22 protein-coding genes and 1 riboswitch are annotated in these 20,640 nt (G+C 71.8%); of the genes, 11 read left to right on the top strand and 11 right to left on the bottom strand.

Annotated elements, in window-relative coordinates; translation table 11 throughout:
* Positions 1–96 precede the first annotated feature (96 nt).
* Positions 97–239: riboswitch (cobalamin riboswitch) on the bottom strand.
* Positions 240–763: 524 nt separating this feature from the next.
* From OHS59_RS33950 to OHS59_RS33960, 3 genes are all read right to left on the bottom strand, one after another.
* Entirely contained in the window at positions 764–985 is a 222-nt protein-coding gene (locus tag OHS59_RS33950; protein ID WP_328497169.1) for a hypothetical protein, read from the bottom strand.
* Between the two features lie 12 nt (positions 986–997).
* A complete protein-coding gene (locus tag OHS59_RS33955) occupies positions 998–2,248 on the bottom strand; it encodes an inorganic phosphate transporter (protein ID WP_328497170.1) in 1,251 nt (416 codons plus the stop codon).
* Positions 2,249–2,455: 207 nt separating this feature from the next.
* Positions 2,456–3,199, bottom strand: a complete 744-nt coding sequence (locus OHS59_RS33960; protein ID WP_328497171.1) for a lysozyme — start codon at positions 3,197–3,199, stop codon at positions 2,456–2,458.
* Positions 3,200–3,437: 238 nt separating this feature from the next.
* On the opposite strand from OHS59_RS33960, the gene OHS59_RS33965 reads away from it, so the two are divergent.
* The 3 genes from OHS59_RS33965 to OHS59_RS33975 all read left to right on the top strand — a co-directional run bounded on the left by OHS59_RS33965 (position 3,438) and on the right by OHS59_RS33975 (position 7,067).
* On the top strand, positions 3,438–4,145 hold the full coding sequence (locus OHS59_RS33965; RefSeq protein WP_328497172.1) for a class II aldolase/adducin family protein: 708 nt from the start codon (positions 3,438–3,440) through the stop codon (positions 4,143–4,145).
* Positions 4,146–4,330: 185 nt separating this feature from the next.
* Complete coding sequence (locus OHS59_RS33970) at positions 4,331–5,467, top strand: alpha/beta hydrolase (protein ID WP_328497173.1); 1,137 nt, start codon at positions 4,331–4,333, stop codon at positions 5,465–5,467.
* A 157-nt stretch (positions 5,468–5,624) separates the two neighbouring features.
* Positions 5,625–7,067 (top strand): hypothetical protein, encoded by a 1,443-nt coding sequence (locus tag OHS59_RS33975; RefSeq protein ID WP_328497174.1) that lies wholly within the window; start codon positions 5,625–5,627, stop codon positions 7,065–7,067.
* A gap of 77 nt (positions 7,068–7,144) precedes the next feature.
* Here OHS59_RS33975 and OHS59_RS33980 read toward each other — a convergent pair whose 3' ends face one another.
* Entirely contained in the window at positions 7,145–7,558 is a 414-nt protein-coding gene (locus tag OHS59_RS33980) for a VOC family protein (protein WP_328497175.1), read from the bottom strand.
* A 120-nt stretch (positions 7,559–7,678) separates the two neighbouring features.
* The gene (ypfJ, locus tag OHS59_RS33985) at positions 7,679–8,569 is read right to left on the bottom strand and encodes a KPN_02809 family neutral zinc metallopeptidase (RefSeq protein ID WP_328497176.1); all 891 of its coding nucleotides are present in this window, start codon (positions 8,567–8,569) and stop codon (positions 7,679–7,681) included.
* 298 nt (positions 8,570–8,867) lie between these two features.
* Here ypfJ and OHS59_RS33990 point away from each other — a divergent pair, with 298 nt between their 5' ends.
* The 3 genes from OHS59_RS33990 (at position 8,868) to OHS59_RS34000 (ending at position 11,989) form a co-directional block, all read left to right on the top strand.
* Positions 8,868–10,466 carry an ABC-F family ATP-binding cassette domain-containing protein gene (locus OHS59_RS33990; RefSeq protein WP_328497177.1) on the top strand — a complete coding sequence of 533 codons (1,599 nt, stop codon included), beginning with the start codon at positions 8,868–8,870 and terminating at the stop codon, positions 10,464–10,466.
* A gap of 377 nt (positions 10,467–10,843) precedes the next feature.
* Positions 10,844–11,065 carry a helix-turn-helix domain-containing protein gene (locus OHS59_RS33995; protein WP_006143370.1) on the top strand — a complete coding sequence of 74 codons (222 nt, stop codon included), beginning with the start codon at positions 10,844–10,846 and terminating at the stop codon, positions 11,063–11,065.
* Between the two features lie 132 nt (positions 11,066–11,197).
* Positions 11,198–11,989: an enoyl-CoA hydratase/isomerase family protein gene (locus OHS59_RS34000; protein ID WP_328497178.1), complete on the top strand. Its 792-nt coding sequence runs from the start codon at positions 11,198–11,200 to the stop codon at positions 11,987–11,989.
* An 88-nt stretch (positions 11,990–12,077) separates the two neighbouring features.
* Here the strand turns inward: OHS59_RS34000 and OHS59_RS34005 are convergent, their stop codons facing one another.
* On the bottom strand, positions 12,078–12,806 hold the full coding sequence (locus OHS59_RS34005; protein WP_328497179.1) for a nucleopolyhedrovirus P10 family protein: 729 nt from the start codon (positions 12,804–12,806) through the stop codon (positions 12,078–12,080).
* Positions 12,807–12,893: 87 nt separating this feature from the next.
* On the opposite strand from OHS59_RS34005, the gene OHS59_RS34010 reads away from it, so the two are divergent.
* From OHS59_RS34010 to amaP, 5 genes are all read left to right on the top strand, one after another.
* The gene (locus OHS59_RS34010; protein ID WP_328497180.1) at positions 12,894–13,388 is read left to right on the top strand and encodes an Asp23/Gls24 family envelope stress response protein; all 495 of its coding nucleotides are present in this window, start codon (positions 12,894–12,896) and stop codon (positions 13,386–13,388) included.
* Between the two features lie 67 nt (positions 13,389–13,455).
* Positions 13,456–13,650, top strand: a complete 195-nt coding sequence (locus OHS59_RS34015; RefSeq protein WP_107017754.1) for a hypothetical protein — start codon at positions 13,456–13,458, stop codon at positions 13,648–13,650.
* Between the two features lie 5 nt (positions 13,651–13,655).
* Positions 13,656–14,042 carry a hypothetical protein gene (locus OHS59_RS34020; protein WP_328497181.1) on the top strand — a complete coding sequence of 129 codons (387 nt, stop codon included), beginning with the start codon at positions 13,656–13,658 and terminating at the stop codon, positions 14,040–14,042.
* Positions 14,039–14,713 carry a DUF6286 domain-containing protein gene (locus OHS59_RS34025; RefSeq protein ID WP_328497182.1) on the top strand — a complete coding sequence of 225 codons (675 nt, stop codon included), beginning with the start codon at positions 14,039–14,041 and terminating at the stop codon, positions 14,711–14,713. The genes OHS59_RS34020 and OHS59_RS34025 overlap by 4 nt, the downstream gene beginning before the upstream one ends.
* 5 nt (positions 14,714–14,718) lie before the next feature.
* Positions 14,719–15,297, top strand: coding sequence for an alkaline shock response membrane anchor protein AmaP (gene amaP, locus OHS59_RS34030; protein ID WP_328497183.1), 579 nt, complete (start codon positions 14,719–14,721; stop codon positions 15,295–15,297).
* 173 nt (positions 15,298–15,470) lie between these two features.
* Here the strand turns inward: amaP and OHS59_RS34035 are convergent, their stop codons facing one another.
* The 5 genes from OHS59_RS34035 to OHS59_RS34055 form a co-directional block, all read right to left on the bottom strand.
* Positions 15,471–16,226: an SDR family oxidoreductase gene (locus OHS59_RS34035; RefSeq protein ID WP_328497184.1), complete on the bottom strand. Its 756-nt coding sequence runs from the start codon at positions 16,224–16,226 to the stop codon at positions 15,471–15,473.
* 5 nt (positions 16,227–16,231) lie between these two features.
* Positions 16,232–18,088, bottom strand: coding sequence for a glycoside hydrolase family 15 protein (locus tag OHS59_RS34040; protein WP_328497185.1), 1,857 nt, complete (start codon positions 18,086–18,088; stop codon positions 16,232–16,234).
* Between the two features lie 148 nt (positions 18,089–18,236).
* Complete coding sequence (locus OHS59_RS34045; RefSeq protein WP_328497186.1) at positions 18,237–19,028, bottom strand: SURF1 family cytochrome oxidase biogenesis protein; 792 nt, start codon at positions 19,026–19,028, stop codon at positions 18,237–18,239.
* 49 nt (positions 19,029–19,077) lie between these two features.
* The gene (locus OHS59_RS34050) at positions 19,078–19,311 is read right to left on the bottom strand and encodes a hypothetical protein (RefSeq protein ID WP_328497187.1); all 234 of its coding nucleotides are present in this window, start codon (positions 19,309–19,311) and stop codon (positions 19,078–19,080) included.
* Positions 19,312–19,427: 116 nt separating this feature from the next.
* The gene (locus OHS59_RS34055; RefSeq protein WP_328497188.1) at positions 19,428–20,432 is read right to left on the bottom strand and encodes a DEDDh family exonuclease; all 1,005 of its coding nucleotides are present in this window, start codon (positions 20,430–20,432) and stop codon (positions 19,428–19,430) included.
* Between the last annotated feature and the right edge of the window lie 208 nt (positions 20,433–20,640).

Here is a 20,640-nt window from a genome sequence, read left to right on the forward strand (position 1 = left end):
CCTCGTACCGGGTCTCGTACCGGGCCTGGGCACACTGGTCCACAACAGGCGGCCGCGCATGGCGATATGTCCTCACTCAGGGTGTCCACGCCCTGGTTCGACGAGACCGACGACGAGAGTTCCTGGCTCCCGGGGAAATGGATTCCCCGGTAACAGTGGCGGGACCGCGCCGGATTCGCACCGGCTTCCTCTTCTGCCGACGTACATGGCCTCGGCAGTCCACCACGGTCCGAGAACACCCGTCAACTTGCTGTTGACCTGCGACGGGAGAGTGTGCTGAGACCCACATCCGCCGACAGGCCCTCCCTGCGGGCGGGTTGTCGCGGGCGGGTTTCCGTCAGCCGGGGACGGACTCGGACCACGGCCTTGCGATCACTGTGCGTGACATGCAATGACATGCGTGACGAGGAGTACGGGTCGCGGGGATCGCGCGGCGCGCGGGGAGGGGCCGAGCAGTGGCGCACGGGGGAGAGACGGAGCCGGACGGCGGACAGGGACGGCGCGATGCCCGCGCCCCGTCCTGACTTGGAGCAACGGAGTTCGGCGTCCTCTCCTACGACATGGACCGCCTCGAGGACGGCTCCGTGTCCCGGCTCTGAGGGCGGCTCGGTCCGCGCCCGCCGGACATGCGCGAGTCCCTGCCGGACTCCTTCGTCGTCCCGTCGGGCGCGGACACGCCTCCGCCCTGCCGGGACCGCGGACGAGGCGGCCCCGGCAGGGCGGACGGTGACACTCGGGGCGTACGGCCCGACGGCCGTACCGGTCAGGCGACGATCAGATAGATCCCGTACGCCACGGCCCCCGCGCAGGCCGCGAAGCAGGCGTACGCGCCGGTGACCGCGAGGGCCGCGGAGCCGCCCTGGGCGGCGGCCGACTCGCGCTTGGTGAGGCCGACGATGCCGAGGGTGAAGAGGCCCACGAGGGCGACGGTGGAGATGAGGCTGACTCCGAACACGGAGCCGAGGGCTGCCCAGTCGATCTTCATTCGGTTCGTTCCTTACACCGTGGCCGGACGGGCGGGCTCGGCGTCCGGGCCCGGGATGGTGGTCTTCAGGTCGTCGTTCACGGTCGAGGCCGCCGGGGCGACCGGGGCCGAGGGAGGCGGGGTGACGGCGGCGATCGCGGTGGTCACGACGCCCGCGGGCTCGTGGTCGTCGTTGACGTTGTCGACGGTGACGGGCTGGCGGCGGGACAGCGTCCAGATGATCCCGGAGCCGGCGATCAGCAGCGCGCCGGTGAGGACGATGCCCCAGGTGCCCTGCTGGGTGAGGAACTCGGCGCCCGCGCCGACCAGACCGGCGGCGGGGAGCGTGAGGCCCCAGGCGATGAACATGCGGGTCGCGGTCGACCAGCGGACGACACCGCCCTTGCGGCCCAGGCCCGAGCCCATCACGGCGCCGGAGCAGGACTGGGTGGTCGAGAGGGAGAAGCCGAGGTGCGAGGAGGCCAGGATGACCGTCGCTGCGCTGGTCTGGGCGGCGAAGCCCTGCGGCGGCGCGAGGTCGGTGAGGCCCTTGCCCATGGTGCGGATGATGCGCCAGCCGCCCAGGTAGGTGCCGAGGGCGATGGCGATACCGGCCGAGACGATGACCCACAGGGGCGGGTTCGAGCCGGGCGAGAGGACACCGCCGGTGACCAGGGCCAGGGTGATGATGCCCATGGTCTTCTGCGCGTCGTTCGTGCCGTGGGCCAGCGAGACCAGGCCCGCGGAGGTGATCTGACCCGCGCGGTAGCCCTTGGAGGTCGCCTTCTCACCGGCCCCCTTGCTGATCCGGTACGTCAGCCGGGTGGCGAGCATCGCGGCGAGTCCGGCCACCACGGGTGCGGCGATCGCGGGGAGGAGGACTTTGGTGATCACGGTCGAGCCGTTCACCGACGACCAGCCGGCCGACATCACCGCGGCGCCGATCAGGCCGCCGAAGAGCGCGTGGGACGAGCTGGAGGGCAGACCCACGAGCCAGGTCAGCAGATTCCACAAAATGGCGCCGACGAGCGCCGCGAAGATCACTTCGGTGCGGATGCCCTCTTCGTTGATGAGCCCGCCGGAGATCGTCTTGGCGACCTCCACGGAGAGGAACGCACCGACGAGATTCAGCACGGCGGACATGGCCACCGCCGTCTTGGGCTTGAGAGCGCCGGTCGAGATGGTCGTTGCCATCGCGTTGGCAGTGTCGTGGAAACCGTTCGTGAAATCGAACACGAGAGCGGTAACGATCACGATTCCGAGGAGGAGCGTGATGTGTTCCATTTACCCAGGCTTCTGTTGGACGACAGTGGCACGGGGAACGTAAGCAACCTGGGTGAACGGAAGATGAACTGAGTCGGGCGGTGGGGTGACCCAATCGAGGTACCGCCACTCCGCTTGTGTCGAAGTAGCGGCGACAGCCCTCGAAAGTCCCGGAAATCCTCGAACAGAAGCGGAATCCAGGGGTCCGTCACTGGGCCGCCACTCCGCTCACCCCCTCGCGAAGCTCTTCAGCTGAGACAGCGAACCGTTGAAGAGATTCTGGTCACCCGGCAGGCTGCCGCCGTTGTCGTACTGCCAGAACGTCCAGAAGTTCCAGCCCGGGGGCAGCGACCCCGCGGTCGCGCTGTAGCGGGCCAGCCACAGCGGATGGTTCGAGGCGAAGGCGGCGCTGTTGCCGGTGCACGTCTTCCACCAGTTGTAGTTGGTGTAGATGACGGGCCGGCGGCCGGTCTGCCGCTTCACCTCGTCGCTGAAGGCCTTGATCCAGCCGACCATCCCGCTCTTGCTCAGCCCGTAGCACTTCTTCTTCTTGTCGTACGGGTTGTACTCGATGTCCAGCGCGGGCGGCAGCGTCCAGCCGTCCGCCCGCCAGCCGCCTCCGTTGCGCACGAAGTAGGCGGCCTGTTTCGTGCCCGACGACTTGTGCGGCAGCGCGAAGTGGTACGCGCCGCGGATGATGCCCGCGTCGCGGGCGCCGTCGTACTGCTGGGCGAAGTACGGATTGCGGTACGTGTGCGACTCGGTCGCCTTCACGTACACGAACTTGGCGCCTTTGCTCTTCGCGCTCGACCAGTTCACGTTCTTCTGGTGCGAGGACACGTCGTGCCCCTTGGGCTTGCCGGCCGCCGAGGCCGGTACCTCGGCGAGGGCGGTGCCGCCGAGCGCCAGCGTCGCCACGGAGGCGGCGACGATACGGGCACGCGGACGGGACGATTTGTGATTACTGGCCATGTTTCCCCCCGGAATGGCGACGCGCACGAAAAATCTTCCAGAGAGTACTGGAAGATCCCTCACAGCCCGTCACCCGCCGGTCATTCACTCCGGCGGTCGATTAGTACCTGTTAGTGACCTTTCGGATGAACGGGTTCCGGCCTACAGTGCCCTCGCCCGAACGGAGCAGCGGCGGGGCGGGCGAGGAGGGGCACGGAGCGGGCGCCGGGCGGGCGCGGGCGGCTGGCAGGATCACGGCATGGCTGAGCAGCGGCGGGACGCGGGAGACGGACGGGACGCGGGGGAGACGGGCGCGCTCCGGGCGGGGGAGGCGCTGGAACGGGCGTGGAGCGAACTCGTGGCGACGGCCCGCCGGACGGTGTGCGACGGTCTGGTCGTCGGCACGTCGGGCAACGTGTCCGTGCGCGTGGGCGACACCGTCCTGGTCACGCCGACCGGGGTCCCGTACGACCGGCTGAGGCCCGAGGACGTCTGCGGGGTCTCCCTGGACGGCCGGCAGGTGCTTGGTTCACTCGTTCCGACCAGTGAACTGCCCATGCATCTCGCCGTCTACCGCTCCACGGACGCGCGCGCCGTCGTCCACACCCACGCGGTGCACGCCACGGCCGTCTCGACCCTCGTCACCGAGCTGCCCCTCGTCCACTACATGTCCGCGGCCCTCGGCGGACCCGTCCGCGTCGCCCCCTACGCGACCTACGGCACCGAGAAGTTGGCCGAGAACATGCTCCGGGCCCTGCGGGACCGCACGGCCTGCCTCCTGCAGAACCACGGCACCCTCGCCCACGGCGCCACCCTCGACCAGGCCTACGACCGCACGGCCCAGCTCGAATGGATGTGCAGGGTATGGCTCACCGCGTCGTCCGTCCCGGGCCTCACGCCCACCCTGCTGACCGGTGACCAGGTGGCGCAGGCGGGGGAGCGGCTGAAGGGGTACGGCCAGCCGTGACGCCGGGCCGTACGGCCGAGCCCGGAGGCCCCGCCGTACGCGGTCCTGCCCGGTGGCCCGGCCTTGCACGGCTGCCCCAAAGGCCCCGCCGGGCGCGGCCGGGACGCACCCGCCCGGCGGACGCCGGATTCACCCGTGCCGCTCGTCCACTGGCCGACAGCGGGCTCCGTCAGGAGACTGGACCCGTGCGTACCGTGAAGCCGACGACCGCTGCCCTCACCACCGCCCTCACCGTGGCCGTGACCGGTGCGGCCGCCGTCGCGGCCGGCCGCTTCGCGAGCGACGCCGCCCTGAAGGCGCCGCCGGGGCGCCCGCTGCCCACCGAACCCCGCCTCACCGTGCACGCCACGGCCGCGGGCCGGATCGCCCTGACCCGCGCCCTCGCCTCCCGGCGCCCGGGCGTCTACGGCCTGAGCGGCCACGGCAGCCACGCCGTCGTCGGTCCGCTCCTGACCGGGACCCCGCACACCGCCGACACGGTGGTACGCCGACTGGAGCGCGTCACCCACGGCACGCTGGAACCCGGCGACAAGGTGTGGTTCACGCCCGGCGTGCACGTCGGAGACCCGGGCGCCGCCCTCGGCCTCCCGTACACCGACGTGGACATCCCCGGCGAACTCGGCGCCCTGCCCGCCTGGTTCGTGCCCGCCGCCCGGGACACCTGGGTGATCACCGTGCACGGCCTGGGCGCCACCCGCGAACACCCCATGAACGTCATGGAGTTCCTGCACCACAACCAGTTCCCCGTCCTCGGCCTCGCCTACCGCGGGGACGCCGGCGCGCCCCGGCCCCCGGACGGGCTCAACCACCTCGGCGAGACCGAGTGGCGCGACCTGGACGCGGCCATCCGCTTCGCCGTGCGGTACGGCGCCGAACGGGTCGTCCTGCACGGCTGGTCGACCGGCGCCACCATGGCGCTGCGCGCCGCCGGGCACTCCGCGCTGCGCGAGAGGATCTCCGGGCTCGTCCTGGACTCGCCGGTCCTCGACTGGGAGGCCACGCTGCGCGCCCTCGCCACCGCCCGCCGCACCCCCGGCGCCCTGCTGCCGCTGGCCGTCCGCGCCGCACAGGGCCGCACGGGCCTGGGCGGCGACCGTGTCCAGGGTGTCGCCGGCCCGGCACGGCTCAGGGTGCCCGTCCTCGTCCTGCACGGCCCCGACGACACCGTCGCCCCGTGGAGGCTCTCGCGCCGCCTCGCGGACCGCCGTCCCGACCTCGTCACCCTGCACACCGTCCACGACGCCCCGCACGGAGCCATGTGGAACGCCGACCCGGCCGGCTACGAAGAGGCGCTCCGCCGCTTTCTCACCCCGCTGATGTAGCCCTCTCCACGCCCCGGTCCCGAAGGTTCCGTTTAACCTTGTACCAGCGGGCCGCACCCCCTCGAAGTGCCTACTGGGGCCGGTGTGCGGGCCGTTTCCGCAGCCCCGCGCGGCATTCCGTTTGGGTTTTCGGACCGTCAACCGGAAGACTGCCCCCGTGACGTCCCGTATCCCGCGCGACTCCAGGCTCCGACTCGTCCGCCCGCGAACCCTGGCCGCCGCCCCCCGAGCGATGACCCAGCGGCCCGCCCGCCGACCCGCACCCCGTCCGCCGGAGGGCACACCGGCACCGGCGGAACTCGCCCGCATGGCGCGCGCCGTACTCGCCGGCGCGGCCCGGGTCGCCCGCTGGGCCGACGCCACCCTGAGCGCCGGCTCCGGCCCGCGCCGGGACCGTGACACCACGGCCACCGACGGTGGCTCCGGCGAGAACGGCGGCTCCGGAGGGAAAGGCACCCTCTCCGACGAGACCGCCCGACAAGCCGCCACGAGTCTGTCCCTGACCCCGGATCAAGTGCGGGCGGACTGGGACATCGCACGTCTCGCCGGCCTCATCGAGGTGCACGGCGACACCGCGCGCCCCGGCTGGCGCCTGCGCGCCTGGAACCGCGACGACAGCGCCGTCCTGCGCGGCTGGGTCGCCTTCTTCGACGCCTGGTCGATCGCCCACCCCGGCCCCGAGGGGCGCGAGCCCGCCGCCGTCGCCGAGGTCGTCTCGGCGATGCCGCAGGTTCTCTCCTTCCTCCAGCTGTCCGCGGGCCCCGTCCCCGTCCCGCAGCTCCTCGACCTGCTGGAGCAGCGCGTCACGGAACTGCGCACCGAGCGCTGCGAGATCCCCTACGGACCGCAGCCCGAGCCCGTGGAGAGCCCGGCCGAGGACACCCCCCTCGCGCCCCTGCTCGACTGGGCACTGCACGCCCTCGCCGCCGTCGGCGCCCTCACCTGCGCCGACGGCCAGGCCACGCTCACCCCGCTCGGCAGCTGGGCTGTCTGGGTCAAGCTGGAGCAGATCTGCGTGGCCGCGCAGAGCCCCGCCGGGAACATCGAGCAGGGCGCCGAGGACATGCTCCGCGGCTGCGCCCAGCTGAGGCCCAACGCGGCCCGCGCCGAGTACCGCGCCTGGCTCGCCGCCCGCCCCGTCGGCAGCGCCGTCACCGAACTCCTCGCCGCCGCCCGCGGTGAGGACGCCCTGTCCCGCGGGCTCGCCTTCGAGGCGCTGCGCGTGGTCGGCGCCCCCGCCGAGCCGGACGTCCGCGCGGTGGCCGACGAGACCCCGCTGCGTCCGTACGCCCTGCTGTGGCTCGCGGAGCACGACGGCCACGACCCCGAGGACGCCCACCTGGTGCTCACCCGCGAGGAGGCCACCTGGCTGTGGGTCGACACCGCCGCGGCCGTCGCCGACCACGGCGAAGCGCCGCTCCTCGTACGCCACCTGGAGTCCGCGGTGCAGCCGACCGTTCCCGCGCTCCTCGACGAGGTGCGCGCGGTCGGCCACCCCCGCACCGTGCAGGTCCTGGTCGCGCTCGCCGCCGCCCACCCCGACCCGGCCCTCGCCAAGGCCGTCCGCCGCGCCGCCTTCCAGGTCCACCGGGGCGGCTGACCGGGCGGCCCTGCTGACCGGGCGGGCTCACGGACCCGGGCGGCCCGGGTCCGGCTCCGGGGGCAGGGCCGGACCCGTCAGACCCTGGTCTCCGGGGCGTACGTACCGAAGCTCCAGATGTTGCCCTCCATGTCCCGGGCCATGTAGTCCCGCGAGCCGTAGTCCTGGTCCGTCGGGGGCATCAGGATCTCCGCCCCGTGGTCCACCGCCCGCTGGTGGTGCGCGTCCACGTCGTCCACTACGACGTACACCCCGGTGGGGCCCGCGTTCTTCATGGCCTCGTCGAAGCGGCTGCCGGTGCCCTTGGAGCCCAGCATCACCGCGCCGTTGCCCTGCACCAGCTCCGCGTGCACCACCTTGCCGTCCTCGTCCTCGTACACCGACGCCTCGGCGAAGCCGAAAGCCTCCGTGAGCTGCCTGATCGCGGATTTCGCGTCCGCGTACAGCAGCGTCGGGCAGATGCTCGGGCGTCCGCTGTCCGTGCCTGCCATGCCGATCACTCCTTCCGGTCCCCGCTGCCCCGCCCCGCTGCGGGGACATCAGCCTGAATGTGACCTGCCCCACAGTCTGGCACCCGGCACTGACAACGCCCGGCGAACGTCCGCGAGCGCTCAGCGGAAGGTGTCGCAGCGGGCCATGTCACCGGTGCGATAGCCCTGGTGGAACCACTGCTGCCGCTGCGCGGCCGACCCGTGCGTCCAGGACTCCGGGGTCACCCGGCCCTGGAACCGCTCCTGGATCCGGTCGTCGCCCACGGCCGCCGCCGCGTCCATGCCGTCGCGGATGTCGGCCTCCGTGAGGCTGGTGATCAGCGGCCGGCCCGTCGACTCGTCCTTCGTGGTCGTCGCGTGGTGCGCCCACACGCCCGCGTAGCAGTCGGCCTGCAGCTCCACCTTCACCGCGTTGCTGTTCGCGCCGGTCCGACCGTCCTGGGAACGGCTCAGGGTCCCCATCAGGTCCTGCACGTGGTGCCCGTACTCGTGCGCCACCACGTAGGCCTGCGCGAACGGTCCGCCGCTGGAGCCGAACCTGGTCCGCAGCTCCTCGAAGAAGCCCAGGTCCAGATAGACCTTCCGGTCGCCCGGGCAGTAGAAGGGCCCGACCGCCGAGGTCGCCGCCCCGCACGCCGTCGAGATCCGGTCGCTGAAGAAGACGGTCGGCGACCGCGTGTACGTACCGCCACGGCGCTCGAACTCCTGTGCCCAGAAATCCTGGACGCTGTTGACCACCGCCACGATCCGGCAGTCGTCCTTGGTGTTGGCGTCCCGGCCGGTCCGGCACGTCTGCTGGACCTGGGCCAGGGACGAGGCGCTCGCCCCGGGTTCCTCGTCCCCGGAGGAGAGGCCCAGCTGGTCGGGTCCGACACCGAAGAAGAGACCCAGCAGGAGGGCGATCAGGCCGACGGCGCCGCCGCCCACCGTGGCCCTGCCGCCGGGGATCCGACTGCCGCGCACATCCTGCACCTCGGAGGTGTCCAGACCGGCGTCGTCGTCGAACTGCATGGGCGCTCCACCCTGTGCGGACGAATACTGCGTCGTCCCCCTGGCGCCATCCTTGCCCGCCCTCGGGGGCACGGCGCCGGGGGCGGGCCGAACGGGGGACGTGCTCCGTGAGGGCCCTGCGACGGCCCTGCGACGGCCCGGCGGGGCAATGAGCGTCACACTCCCGAACACCCGCACACAGAAAAAGTGGTTGCATCGCCCCGTTAGACTTGGTCCATGGCCATTCTCCTCGTGCATTAGACGGCGTGAACGCCCTCAGCCGCCCGCCCCGTCATCCACCCTGCCCAGGAGTCTGTCCGTGATTTCCGCTTCCGGTATCGAACTGCGTGCCGGCGCCCGCATGCTCATCGAGTCCGCCACCTTCCGCATCACCAAGGGCGACCGCATCGGCCTGGTCGGCCGCAACGGCGCGGGCAAGACCACGCTCACCAAGGTCCTCGCAGGTGAGGGCACCCCCGCCGCGGGCACCGTCGCCCGCTCCGGTGAGGTCGGCTACCTCCCGCAGGACCCGCGCACCGGCGACCTCGACATGCTGGCCGGCGACCGCGTCCTGTCCGCGCGCGGCCTGGACACCCTGATCCGCAAGATGCGCGAGAACGAACAGCGCATCGCGAACGGCTCGGGCGCCACCCGCGAGAAGGCCATGCGGCAGTACGAGCGCCAGGAGACGGAGTTCCTCACCAAGGGCGGGTACTCCGCCGAGGCGGAGGCCGCCACCATCGCCGCCGCGCTCAACCTGCCCGACCGGGTGCTCGGCCAGCCCCTCCATACGCTCTCCGGCGGTCAGCGCCGCCGTATCGAGCTGGCCCGCATCCTCTTCTCGGACGCGGACACCCTGCTCCTCGACGAGCCCACGAACCACCTCGACGCCGACTCCATCGTCTGGCTCCGCGACTACCTCAAGACGTACCGCGGCGGCTTCATCGTGATCTCCCACGATGTCGAACTGGTCGAGACGGTCGTCAACAAGGTGTTCTACCTGGACGCCAACCGCGCCCAGATCGACGTCTACAACATGGGCTGGAAGCTGTACCAGCAGCAGCGCGAGGCCGACGAGAAGCGCCGCAAGCGCGAGCGGCAGAACGCCGAGAAGAAGGCCACCGCCCTGCACTCGCAGGCCGACAAGATGCGCGCCAAGGCCACCAAGACCGTCGCCGCGCAGAACATGGCCAAGCGGGCCGACAAGCTCCTCGCGGGCCTGGAGGCCGAGCGGAAGTCCGACAAGGTCGCCAAGCTGCGCTTCCCCGACCCGTCCCCCTGCGGCAAGACCCCACTGATGGCAGAGGGCCTGTCCAAGTCGTACGGCTCCCTGGAGATCTTCACCGACGTCGACCTGGCCATCGACAAGGGCTCCCGCGTCGTCATCCTCGGGCTGAACGGCGCCGGCAAGACGACCCTGCTCCGCCTCCTCGGCGGCGCCGAGAAGCCCGACACCGGCCAGATCATCGAGGGCCACGGCCTCAAGCTCGGCTACTACGCGCAGGAGCACGAGACCCTCGACCCCCAGCGCACGGTCCTGGAGAACATGCGCTCCGCCGCCCCGGACCTCGACCTCGTCCAGGTCCGCAAGACGCTCGGCTCGTTCCTGTTCTCCGGCGACGACGTCGACAAGCCGGCCTCGGTCCTGTCCGGCGGCGAGAAGACCCGCCTCGCGCTCGCCACCCTTGTGGTCTCGTCCGCGAACGTCCTGCTCCTCGACGAGCCGACGAACAACCTCGACCCGGCCAGCCGCGAGGAGATCCTCGGCGCGCTGCGCACCTACAAGGGCGCCGTCGTCCTCGTCACCCACGACGAGGGGGCCGTCCACGCCCTCCAGCCGGAGCGGATCATCCTGCTGCCCGACGGCGTCGAGGACCTGTGGGGTGCCGACTACGCGGACCTGGTGGCCCTCGCCTGAGCGGTTCGCCGAGCGGCCCGACGGCCGGTCCGCGATGGTTGATCGTTTGACTGATCCACTTCGTATGGATCATTCGGCCGATCCGTGATCCATCATCTGTGTGAGATCTCCTCGTACCGAGGTGTGTCCTACATCCATTTCGCGGCCGGGCTCTTCGTCCTCGAAGGCCCGGCCGTCGCGCGTCGCTGACCTGGACCTTCGTCCACGAACTCGTTCGGCGGTACGAACGGGAAGCGGATGGAATACGGGATTCCGCTCGTGGTGACGGGCTTTCGCCGCGCAAGCTCGTCCCATCGACCTTGCCGAATGGGTGGCCAGGACGCTCTTGAGGGGTGATCATGAGAAGTCCAGAGCGCACTTCCGCTGAGGAGGCACGGGTGGCCGAGACTCTGAAGAAGGGCAGCCGGGTAACCGGCGCCGCGCGCGACAAGCTCGCGGCAGACCTGAAGAAGAAGTACGACTCCGGTGCGAGCATTCGGGCACTGGCCGAGGAGACCGGCCGCTCGTATGGCTTCGTGCACCGGATGCTCAGTGAGTCGGGCGTCACGCTGCGTGGACGTGGCGGCGCGACGCGGGGCAAGAAGTCCGCGTCGGCCTGACGCCGGGCGGCTCCTCGTACTCCGATGGTGGCCACCCGGCCGGTCCATTGACCGTCCGGGTGGTTACTGTGCAGTCACTTAAGGGCGTGCTTCTACGGCACCCCCTCTGACCGCACCCATCGGAGGCGCCCCATGGCTTCGTTCGACCCGCTGCTCGACAAGGACGGCGTACGGCTCACCGTCGACGACGCGATCGCCACGGTGACGCTGACCAACCCGGCCAAGCGCAACGCGCAGAGCCCCGCTCTGTGGCGGGCGCTGGCCGAGGCGGGCCGGCTGCTGCCGGGCACCGTCCGTGTCGTCGTGCTGCGCGGCGAGGGCAAGTCCTTCTCCGCGGGGCTCGACCGGCAGGCGTTCACGCCCGAGGGGTTCGACGGCGAGCCGTCCTTCATCGATCTCGCGCGAGGTTCCGACGCCGAGCTCGACGCGGCCATCGCCGAGTACCAGGAGGGTTTCACCTGGTGGCGGCGGAGCGACATCGTGTCCATCGCCGCCGTGCAGGGACACGCCATCGGCGCGGGCTTCCAGCTCGCGCTCGCCTGTGACCTGCGCGTCGTCGCGGACGACGTGCAGTTCGCCATGCGCGAGACCGGTCTGGGCCTCGTTCCCGACCTCACGGGCACACATCCGCTGGTGAAGCTCGTCGGCTACGCCCGTGCGCTGGAGATCTGTGCGACGGGGCGCTTCGTGCAGGCCGAGGAGGCGCAGCGGACCGGGCTCGCCAATGTCGCTGTGCCCGTCGACCGGCTCGACGGCGCCGTGAGCGAGCTGGCCGCGGCGCTGGTGGCCGCGCCGCGGGACGCTCTCGTCGAGACGAAGGTCCTGCTCCAGGGAGCGGTGGATCGTACGTACGAGGAGCAGCGGCGTGCCGAGCGCGGGGCGCAGGGGCGGCGGTTGCGCGACCTCGCGGGGCTCTCCGACTGAGCGCTCGGCGCTCCGTGGGCTGTGGATTGAGGGTGCGTGCGGGTGCGTGGGGGCTGGGCGCGCAGTTCCCCGCGCCCCTTACGGGGCTTCAAGGGGCCGGAGCCGCCGGGGTCACCGCTGTTACCAGTACCGCTGTCGTCGGGTGGTCGGGCAGTGATTGCGTGATCCTCGTGCGGACCGCTCTGGCCACGTCCAGTGTGCGCTCGGTCGTGTCCACCCCGATCTCCACCCTGACGTGGCGACGGGGGAGGGCCGTGTCGCTGTGGTGCTCCTCGATGTGGGGCTTGCCGGTCAGGGCCGTCACACCCGGGACGGCGCGGGCGGCGGTGGCCACCCGGGACTCGTCCGTGTCGGGTGAGGGGTTCGGTTCGGCGCGGTGTGCCGGGGCCGTCGGCTCGGACGGCTCCGGCGAGTCCGCGCCCTCCTCCAGCAGGCCCGTCACCCGTAGGTCCACCTCCGTGACCGCCAGGCCGAGCGTGTCCACCGCCGTCGCGGTGAGGGCCGCGCGCAGGCGGGCGGCGGCCGCGGGCAGGGGCTCGGTCGGCGAGGCCGCGAACTCCGCGCTGATGCGCAGCGGACCCGGTGGCAGCGCGCTCGGCGGTGGGGGCACGACGGACTCGGGCGCGCCGTCCGGGTCGGCGAGGGCGAGGCGCAGGGAACCGAGGCGTACGCCCGGCTCATGACGTACCGCCCCACGCAGTACGGAGGCGGCCGCCGCCTCGGTGATCCACGCGCCGTCACCCGGACCGCCCAACGGCAGAAGTCTCCCCAGGCCCAGCTGTTGCCTTACCGCTTGCGTCCATCCGTCCGCTGTCATCGCTCCAGCCTGCCGTATCCCTGGCGCGCGACCCGGCAACCCGACTTAATGTGGGCGAAGAGGCCCACCGAAAGGGGATGTACGGCGATGAGCGACACGACTCAGCGCAATCGGCCGGAGAACCCGGACGTCGAACAGCCGGACCAGCAGCAGATGAGGAAGGCCGCCGTGACCAAGCGCGGCGGCGGCGACCCGTCGAGCCGGGGGCGTACCACCATCGCCGACGGAGTCGTCGAGAAGATCGCCGGGCTCGCCGCCCGTGACGTCCTCGGCGTGCACGCCATGGGCAGCGGGATCTCACGGACCTTCGGCGCCGTACGCGACAGGGTGCCGGGCGGCGGTTCGAAGTCCGTCACGCGTGGTGTGAAGGCCGAGGTCGGTGAGGTGCAGACCGCGCTCGACCTGGAGATCGTCGTGGACTACGGCGTGTCCATCGCCGACGTCGCCCGCGACGTACGGGAGAACGTCATCGCGGCCGTCGAGCGCATGACGGGTCTTGAGGTCGTCGAGGTCAACATCGCGGTCAGCGATGTCAAGCTGCCGGACGAAGAGGACGAGGAACCGGAATCCCGGCTCCAGTGACGCCGTACCGGTCGATTGCCCCGCCCGCCCCGCCGACCTGCTGAGTGAACCTGCTGAGGAGCGCACCATGAGCATGGCCGTGATCGGCATGATCGCCGGAATGGCGCTGGGATTCGCCGGGTACTTCGGCGGGTTCGGCGCGTTCCTGCTGGTGGCGGCGCTGGGCGCCATCGGCTTCGTCGTGGGCCGCTTCCTGGAGGGGGACCTGGATCCCGGTGACTTCTTCCGGTCCCGCGGTACCCGCGACGACCGTCGGCGGTGACGCGCGTGTCCGACAGCCCCAGCAGTGGTCCCGGCAGTCCGGGCGGTTTCGGCTGTGCCGTAGCGGCGGGTGAGCGCGGTGCCACCAGGATCGCCGACCGGGTCGTCGCGAAGATCGCCGCGCAGGCGGCCCGCGAGGCGCTCGACGTACTGCCTCCCGGTGCGACGCCCCCGCACGCCACGGTCGTCGTCCGGCACGACCAGGCCCGCGTGAGCGTCAGCCTCGAACTCGGCTACCCCTGCGACATCGGCGGCCGGTGCGGTGCCGTGCGTCGCCAGGTCGCGCAGCGGGTAGAGGCGTTGGCGGGAATGAAAGTGCCCGAGGTCGCCGTCCAGGTGGAGCGCCTGCACTCCGCGCAGACGCGCGGCGCGGTTCAGGGGAGGACGCAATGAGCGAGCCCCAGGGCTCCGAGAGCACCCGACAGCTGCCCGTCGTCGAGAAGGACACCGAGAGCGAACTCGGCCAGTCCACCTCCGCGGCCGACTACACCCCCCTGCCGACCCTCGACGACGCCGAGGACGGCAACGGCCGGTTCTGGTCGGCCCGCCGCATCCCCGCGGGCGTCCTCGCGCTGCTGGTCCTGGCCGCCGCGGGCCTCCTGCTGTACGACGTCGTCGCCGTCCGCGCCGACCGGCCCGCCATGCACTGGCGCAGGTCCCTGGCCCGCGAACTCGCCGAGCGGCCCCTGGACGACATCTGGGTGCTCGTCGGCGCCGGAGTCGCGACGGCCCTGGGCCTGTGGCTGCTCGTCCTCGCCGCGACCCCGGGACTGCGCGACGTCCTGACGATGCGGCGCGCCCACCCCGACGTACGGGCCGGACTGCACCGCAACGCCGCCGCCATGGTGCTGCGCGACCGGGCCATGGAGGTGTCCGGCGTGCAGTCGGTCCGGGTCCGGATGCGGCGCAGGAAGGCCGACGTCCGCGCGGTCTCGCACTTCCGTGAACTCGACGACGTACGCGCCGACCTGGACGCCACGCTCGCCGACGGCGTCAGGGGGCTCGGTCTCTCCCGACGGCCCGCGCTGTCGGTGCACGTCGCCAGGCCCGGCCGGAAGGGGTGAACGAAGTGCTCAGGATCGTGAACCGGGTCCTGCTGGGCCTCGCGGGTCTGCTCCTGGTCGTGCTCGGCGGCTCCGTGCTCGCCGTGGGCCTCGGGGTGAATCCTCCCTCGTGGTGGATCCACGACGGCAGGCACGACGTGCTGCTGAGCGACGCCGACCGGGAGCGGTGGCGGGGCGACGGCTGGTGGTGGCCGACCGTCATCGCCGTACTGGCCGTGGCCGTGCTGCTCGCCCTGTGGTGGCTGACCGCGGTACTGCGGCGGCGCCGGCTCGCCGAGGTGCTCGTCGACACCGGGGACGGCGAGGGCGCGCTGCTGCGGAGTCGGGCCCTGGAGGGCGTACTGGCAGGTGAGGCGGGCGCGTTGGAAGGCGTACGGGGCGCGCAGGCGTCGCTCGTCGGGCGGCGCAGTTCCCCCGAGGCGCGGATCCGTCTGCTGCTGGAGCCGCACGCCGACCCCGGGGAGACCCTGAACCGCCTGACGACGGAGTCGCTCGCCCACGCCAGGGACTCGGCGGGCCTCGCGTCCCTCCCGGCGGAGGCACGCCTACGCGCAGCAAAACACGCCGCAGAACGAGTCAACTGACCCGCGCCCTGTCGTCTTTGCCGGAACGACTCGACTGACCCGCGCCCGTCTCTTTCGGGGGCGCGGGGAACTGCGCGACAAGCCCCCACCGGCCCGCAGCCGAACGACGACCCACAGCCGGGGCCAGGTCCGCCCGGGTCAGGTCCGCCTGATCCGGACCCGGGTCCCCGGGGTCAGAACCCGCTCCGGGCCCCGCCGTCCACCGGCACCATGATCCCGGTCAGATAGGACGCCGCCGGCGACAAGAGAAACGCGGCGGTCCGCCCGAACTCCTCCGGCCTCCCGTACCGCCGCAACGGAATCCGCGCCTCGTTGGCCGCCCGAGTGGCCTCAGGATCGGCCGAGTACCCGTCAAGCTCCCGCACGCGATCCGTGTCGATCCGGGCCGGCAGCACCCCGACCACCCGGATCCCGCGCGGACCCAGCTCGTCGGAGAGGGACTTGGCGAAGCCGGCCAGCCCGGGACGCAGACCGTTGGAGATGGTCAGGCCCGCGATCGGCTCGTACACCGAACCGGAGAGCACGAAGCCGATGACCCCGCCCTCGCCCAGCTCGGCGGCGGCCCCGCGGGCCAGCCGGACCGCGCCGAGGAAGACGGAGTCGAACGCGGCCTGCCACTGCTCGTCGGTGTTGTCGGCGACGAAGCCGGGCGCGGGGCCGCCGACGCTGATCAGGATGCCGTCGAAGCCGCCGAAACGCTCACGGGCGGCCGCGATCAGACTCTGCGGCGCCGTGGGGTCGGCGTTGTCCACGGCCACCCCGTGGGCGTTCGGACCGAGCGCCGTCGCGGCGTCGGCCACCGTCTTCGCGTCGCGCCCGGTGACGATCACCTTCGCGCCGTCGGCGACGAGTTCACGCGCGGAGGCGTGACCCAGGCCGCGCGTTGCTCCGGTGACGACGTAGACGCGGTCCTTCAGTCCAAGATCCATGGCCTCTATCCTGCCTCGTCCGTATCGGGCACTCCAGTCTCCCCGGCCCCGTCGCCGTCGAACAGCGCGAGGGCGGTGCCCACCAGACCGATGTGGCTGAACGCCTGCGGGAAGTTGCCGAGCTGGTGGCCGGCCACGGGGTCGTACTCCTCCGCCAGCAACCCCACGTCGTTGCGCAGCGCGATCAGCCGCTCGAACAGGTCGAGGGCCTCCTTCCTACGGCCCGTCAGGTGCAGCGCGTCCGCGAGCCAGAACGAGCAGACGAGGAACGAGCCCTCGCCGCCCGGCAGCCCGTCGACGTCCTTCAGATCCGAGCCCTGCCGCTGCGAGTCGGCCAGCTCCGCGTGCTCCGCGTCGTAGCGGTGCACGAAGCCGTCGCGGGCGAGTCCCTTGCGCACCGCGTCGACCGTGCCGACCACCCGCGGGTCGTCCGGCGGAAGGAAGCCGAGGCGGGGGATGAGCAGCAGCGCGGCGTCCAGCTCACGGGAGCCGTAGGACTGCGTGAACGTGTTCCGCTCCGGGTCGAAGCCGCGGTCGCACACCTCGCGGTGCACCTCGTCGCGCATCGCGCGCCACTTGTCGACGTCGCCGCCCAGCTCGGGGTTCTCCTCCAGGGTGCGCACCGTGCGGTCGGCGGCCACCCACGCCATCACCTTCGAGTGCACGAAGTGCCGGCGCGGGCCGCGCACCTCCCACAGTCCCTCGTCGGGCTTGCGCCACGCCGTGTGCAGGAAGTCCATCAGGGCCTGGTGCAGCCGCCACATGTCCGGTTCGGCCGGCAGCCCCGCGTGCTGCGCCAGCGTGAGCGAGTCGATCACCTCCCCGTACACGTCGAGCTGCAGCTGCCGTACGGCGTCGTTGCCGATCCGCACCGGCGACGAGTCGCGGAAGCCGGGCAGCCACGCCAGTTCGTACTCGGGGATCCGCCGCTCGCCCGCCAGGCCGTACATGATCTGCAGGTCCGCCGGATCGCCCGCGACCGCGCGCAGCAGCCAGTTGCGCCAGGCCTCCGCCTCCTCCTGGTAGCCGCACGCGAGCAGCGCGCCCAGCGTGAGGGTGGAGTCCCGCAGCCAGCAGTAGCGGTAGTCCCAGTTGCGGACGCCGCCGATCTCCTCGGGCAGCGAGGTCGTGGGGGCCGCGACGATGCCGCCGCTCGGCGCGTACGTGAGGGCCTTGAGGGTGATCAGGGAGCGGACGACCGCGTCGCGGTGCGGTCCGTCGTAGCGGCAGCGGCCCGCCCAGGCCTGCCAGTCGGCGACGCTCTGCTCCAGCGCCTCGAACGGGTCGACGAGCTTGGGGCGCGGCTCGTGCGAGGGGTGCCAGGTCAGGACGAAGGCGATCTTCTCGCCCTCGGCGACGGTGAACTCCGAGTGCGTACCGAAGTCCTCGCCCCAGGTGTGCACATCCGGTTCGCTGCGCAGCCACACCGAGTCCGGGCCGGCCACGGCCACCCGGTGGCCCTCGGACTTGCGGACCCACGGGACGACCGAGCCGTAGTCGAAGCGCAGCCGCAGGGTGCTGCGGACGGTCACGCTGCCCCTGAGGCCCTCGACGATCCGTACGACATCGGGGGCGCGGTCGCGCTGCGGCATCAGGTCGGTGACGCGTACCGAGCCGTCCTCGGTCTCCCACTCCGTGTCGAGCACGAGCGTGTCGGGCCGGTACGCCCGCCGTGTGCAGGTGTCCGATCCCTTCGGCGCTATCCGCCAGTGTCCGTTGTCGTCGTCCCCCAGCAGTTTCGCGAAGCAGGCCGCCGAGTCGAACCGGGGCAGGCAGAGCCAGTCGATCGAACCGTCCCGCCCTACCAGGGCGGCGGTCTGGTGGTCGCCGATGAGCGCGTAGTCCTCGATGGAAGGGTGCACGTTTGCCGGGTTCCCTTGGGATCCGACGATCAACCCCGGCTGTTCATCGCCGGATCCCCTGGCGGGGGTGGGCAGCATCCCGGGTGCGGCTCGGTGAGGTGCTGGTCGCGCAGTTCTTGTTCTTGCGGGGGGCCGGGTGCGGCGGCGCTCAGACGGGGGCGGGCTCCGCCGTAGGGGCGGACGCGACCTCGGCGGCCTCCGCGCGGTCGCGGCGCTCGCGGCGGACCAGGACCACGAAGCCCACCGGGACGCCCGCGGCGAAGAGCCACCACTGGACCGCGTACGCCATGTGGGGGCCGATGTCGCTGTGATTGGGCGCCGGGATCAGCTCGGGGACGTCGCCCTTGGGCTCGGGATCGGTCAGTTCGACGTAACCGCCGAGGACCTGCTTGCCGAGCGCCTTGGCCTGCTGCTCGCTGTTGATCAGCATGACCATGCGGTCGGGCAGGCCGCGCACGTCCTTGATGCCGCTGTCGCCGCTCGTCTCGTCGGCCATCAGCCGGCCGGTGACCGTGGTCTCGCCCTTCGCGGGCGCGGGAATCCTCGGGAACTCGGTCTGCGCGCCGTCCGCGGGGATCCAGCCGCGGTTGACCATGAGGACCCGGCCGTCGTCCAGGACGAACGGGGTCAGTACGTGGAAGCCGACCTCTTCGTCGGAGTTGGTACGGCGGCGGACCACGACCTCGTCGGCGGTGTCGAAGGTGCCCTTCGCCGTCACCCGGCGGTACAGATCCTTGCGCTCGATCCCCCGGCCCGGCGCGGTGAGCGACTCGGCGGGGGCCGGTTCCGCGGCCAGCGAGTCGGAGATCACCTGGTTCAGCGCGACCTTGTGCTCGTGCCGGTGCAGTTGCCAGAAGCCCAGCTCGATCATCGTGGGGATGAGCGCGAGCATGATGAGGGTGAGGATCACCCACTGCCGGGACAACAGGAAGCGGTACACCCCACGACCGTACAACCGGGTCGTGGGGTGCGATGAGTCGGGTACCGGGTCACACCCTGTCGATGATGCCCACCTTTCCCTCGGCGCGGGCGCAGTGGGCGCCGCAGTACCAGTGGTTCTCGACCTCGACGCCCTGCCCGATGATCTGGACGCGGCAGTGCTCGCAGAGGGGTGCCATGCGGTGGATCGCGCAGGAGAAGCAGTCGAAGACGTGCACCGCTCCCTGCGCGTGGACCTCGAAGGTCATTCCGTAGCTGTTGCCGCAAACCTCACATGTCGCCATGCGCCACAGGGTGGGCCGTTCCCGTGGTCCGGGCGAGCGGCCCGTGGGCGAGTCGCGCGGCAATCACCCGTCCGTACGGTCGTCCGTGCGGCCGGTCCGTTCGGTCGTCGGTACGGTCACCCCTCCGTGGCCGGTTCCACGTTCCCGAGGAGCTGGCCGAAGGCCGCCTCGTCGACCACCGGGGTGCCGAACTGGCGCGCCTTGACCACCTTGGACGTACCCGAGTCGGGGTCGTTCGTGACGAGCAGGCTGGTCAGCCGGGACAGGCTCGTCGCGACATGCAGCCCGGCCTCGACGGCGCGGTCCTCCAGGAGGTCGCGCTCGACCGAGGTGTCCCCGGAGAACGCGATGCGCATGCCCTGTTTGAGCTGCTTGCCCGGTTCGTACCGGCCCGGATTCGGGTACGGGCAGGCGGGGCGCTTGCGCGAGGGACGCCAACTCGCCGGCGGGCCCGACGGATGGCCGGACGAGTAGCCGCCGCCGGACTGCCGTCCGATGAGCGGCGCCGCCCGGTCCGTCCACTCCGTCAGCGGCCGGCACTCCAGGAGCGGCAGCCGTACGCCGTCGCGCGCGGCGGCCCGCAGACTCGGCCGGAACGCCTCGGCGAGCACGCGCGCGTCGTCCAGCGCGTGGTGCGCGCGCTGCTGGACGACGCCGAAGTGCGCGGCCAGGGACTCCAGCTTGTGGTTGGCCAGCGGCAGGCCGAGTTCCTTGGACAGCGCGATGGTGCACAGTCGCTGACGGACCGGCGCCTCGCGCCGGGCGCGCGCGTACTCCCGGGCGATCATCGACCAGTCGAAGACCGCGTTGTGCGCGACGAGCACCCGGCCCTCAAGCCGGGTCGCGAACTCCTCGGCGATGTCCGGGAACAGGGGCGCCCCTTCGAGCACGTCGCTCGTCAGCCCGTGGATCCACACCGGGCCCGGGTCCCGCTCCGGGTTGACCAGCGTGTACCAGTGGTCCTCGACCTCACCGCGCGCGTCCAGCCGGTAGACCGCGGCCGACACTATGCGGTCGTCGCGGGCCAGTCCTGTGGTCTCCACGTCGACGACCGCGTACCCCTGTGGGTAGGCGGCCGGCCACGCGGTGGCGGACGGTGCGGTCTGACGGTCTTCGAGCATGGTCACTGAGGATAAGGGGCGCGACTGACAGTCCTGTCCCCGGAGTCCGAACCCGGGGCGGATTCAGGACCTTTCGGCGTCGCGCCGGCGATTGGCGCGGGCTCGTTCCTGCACGGCTATGGACCATTGCCGCGCCCGGTGCGACTGTGCTGCCCGCCCGGAACGCACGGCGACGAGGACACACGGACGCACGGACGCGCGGCGACAC

Origin of the sequence: Streptomyces sp. NBC_00414, assembly GCF_036038375.1 — a bacterium.
GTDB lineage: Bacteria > Actinomycetota > Actinomycetes > Streptomycetales > Streptomycetaceae > Streptomyces.